4 protein-coding genes are annotated in these 7,350 nt (G+C 77.4%); 2 read left to right on the top strand and 2 right to left on the bottom strand.

Annotated features, from left to right (window positions below; all coding sequences use genetic code 11):
- Positions 1-181: 181 nt before the first annotated feature.
- Positions 182-3,292, bottom strand: coding sequence for a sacsin N-terminal ATP-binding-like domain-containing protein (locus tag BJP40_RS13930; protein ID WP_371258638.1), 3,111 nt, complete (start codon positions 3,290-3,292; stop codon positions 182-184).
- A 211-nt stretch (positions 3,293-3,503) separates the two neighbouring features.
- On the opposite strand from BJP40_RS13930, the gene BJP40_RS13935 reads away from it, so the two are divergent.
- Positions 3,504-4,154 carry an NADPH-dependent F420 reductase gene (locus BJP40_RS13935; RefSeq protein ID WP_071280629.1) on the top strand — a complete coding sequence of 217 codons (651 nt, stop codon included), beginning with the start codon at positions 3,504-3,506 and terminating at the stop codon, positions 4,152-4,154.
- 103 nt (positions 4,155-4,257) lie between these two features.
- Here the strand turns inward: BJP40_RS13935 and BJP40_RS13940 are convergent, their stop codons facing one another.
- Positions 4,258-5,178, bottom strand: a complete 921-nt coding sequence (locus BJP40_RS13940; RefSeq protein ID WP_071280630.1) for a DUF3027 domain-containing protein — start codon at positions 5,176-5,178, stop codon at positions 4,258-4,260.
- A 1,053-nt stretch (positions 5,179-6,231) separates the two neighbouring features.
- Between BJP40_RS13940 and BJP40_RS13945 the strand changes: the two genes are divergently transcribed.
- A partial coding sequence (locus BJP40_RS13945) for an MFS transporter (RefSeq protein ID WP_107416769.1) occupies positions 6,232-7,350 on the top strand: 1,119 nt, incomplete at its 3' end.

Below are 7,350 nucleotides of genomic sequence, written 5' to 3' on the forward strand. Positions count from 1 at the left end.
CCGGCCCGCCCCGTGGTGCGGGCGGGCGCGGGCTGTGCGGGCCGGCTCGGGCCGGGGCCCAGGCGGGCCGGTGGCCCAGGTGGGCCCGGGGGCATTCGGGCCTGGGGCGCAGGCCGACCGGGCGCCGTTCGGGCCTGGCCCGGGGCGCAGGCGGCCGAGAGGCCCGGCCGGACCGGCGGGCTCAGTCGAACCAGCGGTCGCGGGCCAGTTCGGCCGTCCGCGACGCGTCCTCCAGCAGCGCCGCCACCTCGAAGCGGCGCGGCCACTGCCCCGCCGCCCACGCCAGGCCCGCCGCGACGCCCTCCAGCGTGGCGGCGTGCACCACCCCGTCCGGGGTGCGGCGCCAGTCGAGCTCGACACCCCCGGCGACGACCAGCTCGTCGTGCTCCACGTACGTCTCCGGCGTCGCCGCGCCGAGCAGCGCGTGCACCGACTCCGGGACCGCGTGCTCCTCGCCCTCCGTCGCCACCGGGGCGTCCACCGCCTCGCTGAGCCGCCGCACCTGGAGCAGCTCCGCGAGGTCCGCCGCGCGGGACGGGGCGACCGGCAGCAGCGGCAGGCCCCCGGTCAGCGGCAGCAGGTCCGGGGTGTCGGCGATCACCGCGTCGGCGGCGTCCACCACCCGCAGCTCGCCGTCCACGACGGCACGCAGCTCGTCCGGCAGGGTCACCTGCTCGGGGTCGAGGTCGGCCAGCGCCGTGTACAGGGCGTGCAGCTGGGCGCCGGTGACCTGCCGGTCCGGGTCGGCGAGCCGGCCCAGCAGCTCCGCCGCGCCGCCCGGCTCGTCCAGCAGGGCCGCCACGGACGTCCGCACGCCCAGTGCGTGCAGCACCTGCACGTCGTCGAAGCCCGCCGTGTCGGCCGCCTCGTACAGGCCCTCCAGCAGCGGGTCCGCACCGGCCGCCCGCAGCCCCGCCGGACGGCGGCCGCCCAGGACCGGATGGTCCCGCAGCCACCAGGCGGTGTACGCGTGCACCGACTCGGTGGTCCCGTCCGGCAGCAGCACCCGCACCCGCTGCGTGAGCGCGTCCCGCAGCGGCGGCTGCGCGAGCAGCGCCAGGGCCTGCGGCCACCGGTCGTCGTCGACGAGTTCCAGGTCCCGTACGGCGACGAGTTCCGTCGCGACGGGCGGCACGGGGGCCTCCGGCAGCCGGTCGAGGACGTCCTCGCACCACACGTCCACCGCGTCCAGCAGGCCCACGTCGTCCGGCTCGGCGTAGTCGGTGTCGCGGGGCTCCAGCTCGTCCGGGTCCAGGACCAGGTCCGAGGCCCGTACGAGCGCGAAGTCGACGAGCACCCCGCACGCGGCGAGCGGCTGTCCGCCCCAGCGCTCGGCCCACTCGGCGTCGCACAGCGCCAGCTCGCCCTCGCGCATCACGGAGGCGAAGGGGCCGCCGGGCAGGACCAGTTCGCAGGCGGGGGCGAGCTCGCCGTCCTCGTCGGGCAGGGCGAGCGCGCCGAGCCACGGCTCGTCACCGGGCGCGAGGCCCGCCTCACGGACGAGGCCGAGCACCACCTCGGCGAGCTCCTCCGCGTCGAGGGCGTCCTCGTCCCACGTGTCGTCGTCCATCGACGCCGCCACGGCCGCCCGCACCTGAGGGGTCGTCAGGACGGCGCGGGGCGTGGCGGGCAGGGCGCCCAGCTTCTCCAGGACGGGGTGCGCGGCCTGCGGGTGCGCGACCTTCAGCCCGAGCCGGGACAGGTCGGTCGGCGTGTCCGGCAGCGGCAGCAGCACCTGCCGGGGCCCGATGGTGGTGCGGCCGTCGGCGAGCGGCACCGGAAGGCCCGTGAGCCGGTCCGGGTCGACACCGGCGAGCGACTCGTACAGCCGGTGCCACCACTCGGGGGCCCGCTCCGCGCCGGCCAGCCGGTCGACGGCGTCGCCCAGCGGCAGCCGCGCCACTCCAAGAGCCCGCAGCTCGGACCGCCGCTCAAGCCCGGCGGGCAGCAGCGTCGGCAGCACCTCCCCCAGGACCCGTACGGTGTCCGCGCCGGCGCCCTCCACCACCTCGGCCTCGAACGGCCGCAGGGCGGTGAGCTCCTCCGACGGCACGGCCGGCGGCAGGAACGCGACCCGGGGCAACAGCTCCAGCACGGCGCCGCGGATCGCCCCGTCCAGGACGCCCTTGCCGAGCGGGCCGGGCACGAGGTCGACGGTCCCGGTCGACACCGGCGACCACTGCGCGAGCAGTTCGGCGTACGCGTCGGCGGCGCGCGCCACAACGAAGTCGGTGAGCGGCCCCGGCGCGGGGTGGCGGCGCGTGGAGTCCAGCGGGAACGACGCGATCAACAGGGCGGGCAGGGTGAGGGGCTCGTCGGTGGGGGTGGGGGCGTGCACGACGGGCGACGTGCCGGGGCGCAGCGGGGCGCCCTCCCCGTCGACGGGCACCGCCCACGTGACCGACCAATGGGGCCGCAGCCGCTCCTCCACCGGCCGGTCCCTCAGCAGCTCCGCGGTGAGCGCCCCGCTGCGGGTGACGGTCCGCCAGCGGGCCGTGCCCCGGGCGGAGTCGGCGACCAGGATGTACGCGGGGTCGTCGGGGTCGGCGGACCGGGTGAGGGCGCGGCTGCCGCCGGGGGTCTCCACCACGACCTCGGTGAGGCCGGGCAGGGTGAGCAGCAGGGCGTCCCCGACGCCTTCGAGGAGCCGCTCCACGAGGTCGACGGCGGCGGCGTCCCGCAGCGGCAGGACGACCACGGTGTCGTAGCCTTCCGGCGGCGCGCCCTCCGCGGGCAACGGCAGGCGCAGCAGCGGCACGTGGCCGTCGCGCCGCCGCAGTTCGTCGCCGAGCCCGGGGCTGTGCCGGGCCGCGTCGGCGGCCATGTCCCGGGCCTCGGCCAGCGACCACCGCACGCCGCCGTGCCGGCCGATGACGGCCGGCTCGTCGCTGACGGCGAGCACGGCGGCGAAGCCGACACCGAACCGTCCCACGGCTCCCTCGTGCCCCTCCCGCTTGGCGGAGGCGCGCAGGGTGGACAGCGACTCGACGCCCGTCGCGTCCAGCGGGGCACCGGTGTTGGCGGCCGCCAGGACGGCGGGCCCGGAGGCGTCCGCGGGGTGCAGGGTGAGCCGGAGGCGGCCGGGCACGCGGGCGCGGGCGGCGGCGTCGGCGGCGTTCTGGGCCAACTCGACGACGAGGCGGTCGCGGTAGCCGCCGAGGCTGAGCTCCTCCTCGGCGTTGGCGTCCTCACGGAACCGGGCGGGACCCGCACCCCACGCGTCCAGCACACCGCGCCGCAGCCGCGCGGTCCCGAACGGGTCGGCCGCCTCGGCCGTCGCCCTCACGCTCACGATGTGCTCCGATCCTGCTCGACATGGTGACCCTTCGCGCCGAAGGTACCGCGCCCCCGCACCGGCGCGGCGCCCGCGCCCCGGGTGGTGCCCACCGGGGGCGGTGTCCGCGGCGGGGCAGGGGGCGACCGCGGAACTACGCCCTTGGTGCCGGTCCGCCTGGGGCCGCAGCCCGATCCGCGGGGGCACGGGGGGCCGTTAGCGTCACTGCATGCGTATCGGACTGCTCGGCACCGGCAACGTCGCCCGCGCTCTGGCCCAGGGCTGGAGAGCCGCGGGACACACCGTGCTCCTCGGCTCACGCCGCCCCGGGGAACGGGAGGACCTCGGCCTGCCCGTGGCCGGGCTGGGTGAGACAGCGGCCCACGCGGAGGTCCTGGTCAACGCCACACCGGGGAACGCCTCCCTGGAGGTGCTGCGTTCCCTCGGGGCACCGGCGCTGGCAGGCACCCTGCTCATCGACGTCGGGGTCGGCCTCTCCGACGACTGCACCGAGCTCTCGCACCCGAACAGCAGCCTGGCCGAGCGGATCCAGGAGGCCTTCCCCCTGACCCGGGTCGTCAAGACGCTGTGCACCATGGACAGCGCCGCGATGGTCGACCCGGCCGGCCTGGACGGGCCGAGCACGGTCTTCCTCTCCGGCGACGACGCCGAGGCCAAGGAGGCCACCGGCCGGCTGCTCACCGACCTGGGCTGGCCCCCGTCGTCCCAGCTGGACATCGGCGGTATCGCCACGGCTCGCGGGCAGGAGCACTTCGCCCTGCTCTTCATGGGCATCGCGAACGGTCTGGGCACCCACGTGTTCAACATCAACGTGGTCACCCGCCCCGCCGGCGGGGCTCGCCTGCCCGGCGCGCACTGAGTCCGAGCCCTGCGGGGTCTGCGCCCCGAGGACAGGCGGCTCAGGAGACTGGAGGCCGCCTGTCGCCCGCCCTCGGGTGAGCGGGCTGCGGGCGGCCTGACGGTCAGGAGTGGCCCAGGTCCTCCGATTCGGCGTCCGGGACCTCCGGCACGGAACCGCTGTCCCGCGCCGGGCGCAGGGGGAACTCGTCCGAAGCCATCGAGTCCAGCACCGGCGGCGCCGGGCGCGGGGGCTTCGGCATGACCGCGGCCTCCGAGTGGCCGCCGCAGCCGTAGTCCAGGGACACGATCCGCCCGTCCGCGGGCGAGAACTCGTTCGCGCAGACACCGAACGCCTGGCCCAGCGAGCCGCCCAGGCGCATGAGGAAGCCGCACGACACGCAGGACGCCGGGGCGGCCTGTGCCATCGGGGTCTTCGCGCCGAACGCCTCCTCCCAGCGGTCGGCCGCCACGTGCAGCCCGTACCGGGAGAGGACCCGCGCCCGCCGCAGGCCCAGCTCCTCCGCCACCGCGGAGATCGCGCCCCGGGAAGGGGTGCGGGTGACGAACTCGGCGTCCTCCGTGTCGGCCAGCTCCGTCATCTCGGAGGAGACCACCGCGTTGGGCGGGGGCTCGTCCCCGCCGGTGTAGCCGGGTTCGAGGCGCAGGTCGTCCGCCTCCGTGGGGAGGAGGTCGCCGGGGCCGAGGTCCCCGGGGCGGAGGCGTTCGCTCCACGGCACCCATTCGGGCGCGAGCAGCGCGTCCCCGCCCGGCAGCAGCACCGTCTCGTCGACGGTGACGTTCTTGGCCCGCGAGGCGCGGGCGATCGTCACCGCCCAGCGCCAGCCCCGGTAGCCCGGCTGGAGGCACTCGAAGAAGTGCGTGACGACGCGGTCCCCTTCGGACACGGCGTCCACGTGCTCCCCGACGAAGCCGGGTTCCGCGGCTTCCAGCGCGGCCTCCCGGGCGAGATCGACCGCCTCGGCGCACAGGCGGTCGAGGGCGGGGGTACGCCGGGTACGGCTTCGCGTCGTCGCAGCACTCACAGGTCTCGCTTCTCTCCTACGCCGTGTCATAGGTGCGCCGGCCGATGCGCGACAGCACGGGCGACGGACGGAGCGGACCCCAGGACCGCATCGACGTCCACGCCCGACGTGCTCGGGCACACCTCATGCCATCCATTCTGCGGGATGCCGAAGAGGCGCGCGGCCGAGCGTTTTCCGCCGGTGGCGCGCTACGCACGCTACCCCCTTCGCCGCCCGGGGCCCACACGCCCGCCTCAAGTGGCCCTCACAGCGGCCCGCGGACGGGACGAGTGGGGCACTCTGGGGCAGTATGGCCACGTGGTACGCGCACGGCCGTCCCCAGGGTCCCCGGACCCCCCGCCGAGGCGCCCGGCATCGGCGGGCCCCCCGGCCGACGCGCGTGTGACGGACGACCGGCCGGCCCGGCCGGACGGGCCGGCCGTCCCGGGCCCCGAGCAGCCGGAGACGCCCGGCGCGACCGTCGCCGGGCCCGCAGGCGGAGGCTCCGCCGGGACGTCCCCCTGCGGAGGACCGGGCGCGGAAGCGGACAGCTTTCCCGCGACGGCCGGTACGGAGACGCGCCCGGGTCGCGCCGGGTCTGCGGCGGCGGCAGGTCCGGGCCCCGGCGGCGACGACGCGGGCGGGGCCCGGCCCGCCGCCCCGGTGGGCCCGCGGGCCGTGTCCGGCACGCGAGGCCCGGCCGGCCGGGCACCCCATCCGGACGGGGCCACCCCGTCGCACCGGGGGCCGGCCGCCCCGGAGCCCCCGCCGCAGGCCGCCGCCCCGAGGCCGGGTGCCGCGGGCCGGGGTCCCCGGACCGACGCCGTCGACCGCGGGGCCGGAGCCGCCCACCGGAGCCGGCGGCCGGATGCCGCCGACCCGGGTGCGGAGGCCGCCGCGAAGGGGCCGGAGAACGCCGACCGGGGGCCGGGCGCGGCGGGTCGGAGTCCCGGGACCGAGCACACCGACCCGGGGCCCGACGCGGTGGGCCGCAGCCCCGGGCGCGAGGTGGCGGAACGGAGTCCTCGACCGGGCGCCGCCGGAGCCGAGCCCCTGCCCGATGCCGGCGAGCCGGTGTCAGGTCCCGACGTGCGGGCCGGTGCGCACCGGTCGGCGCGCGGTGCGCGGGTGCGGCGGGTCGCACGGGTGCTGCCGCTGCCGGTGACCGCCCCCGCGCGGGGCATCCGCCGCGCCACCCACGCCCACGGCGCCGGCGAGTCGGGGCTCGGCAAGCTCATCGAGCTGCACGCCGTGAACAGCGCCGGCGACGTGATGATCACCATCGCGCTCGCCTCCACCGTCTTCTTCTCCGTCCCGACCGACGAGGCCCGCGGGCGGGTCGCGCTGTACCTGGCCGTCACCCTCGCGCCCTTCACCCTCCTCGCGCCCGTCATCGGCCCGCTCCTCGACCACGTCCCGCACGGCCGCCGCGCCGCCATGGCCGGGGCGATGGCCGTCCGTGCCGTGCTCGCGCTGGTCCTGTCCGGCGCCGTCGCCACCGGCGGCCTGGAGCTGTACCCGGCCGCGCTCGGCGTTCTGGTGGCGTCCAAGGCGTACGGGGTCGTCAGGTCCGCCGTCGTGCCACGGCTGCTGCCGTCACAGTTCTCCCTGGTGAAGGCGAACTCCAGGGTCACCCTCGCCGGGCTGCTCGCCACCGGCGCCGCCGCGCCGGTCGGCATCGCACTGAACAGGATCGGCCCCGAGTGGCCGCTGTACGGCGCGTGCGTCGTGCTCCTCGCCGGGGCGGTCCTGGCGTTCACGCTGCCCCACAAGGTCGACTCCGCGCGCGGCGAGCGCAGGGCGCAGATCCTGCTGCACGGGGAGCGGAAGCCCGGCCTGCGGACCGTCGGCCCGGCGGTGCTGCACGCCCTCCAGGCGAACGCGGCGATCCGCGGGCTGTCCGGTTTCCTGATCTTCTTCCTGGCGTTCCTGCTGCGGGTCCATCCGCTCGACGGGCAGAGCGCCGCCGTCTCGATGCTGATCGTGGGCGCGGCGGCGGGCACCGGCAACGCGTGCGGGACGGCCGTCGGAGCGTGGCTGAAGGCCCGCGCACCCGAGGCGATCATCGCCACCATGCTGACGGTGCTGCTGGCCGCCGCGATCCTCGCCGCCCTCTTCTTCAGCGGGATCGCCGTCGCCGTGCTGGCCGCCGTCGCCGGACTCGCCCAGGCCCTGTCCAAGCTGTCCCTGGAC

The organism is Streptomyces sp. CC53 (assembly GCF_001865245.1).
Classification (GTDB): Bacteria; Actinomycetota; Actinomycetes; order Streptomycetales; family Streptomycetaceae; genus Streptomyces.

Bases quoted from the DNA above. Each gene is read 5' to 3' on its own strand.
- BJP40_RS13935 (WP_071280629.1), top strand. From the start codon at position 3,504: ATGCGTATCGGACTGCTCGGCACCGGCAACGTCGCCCGCGCTCTGGCC.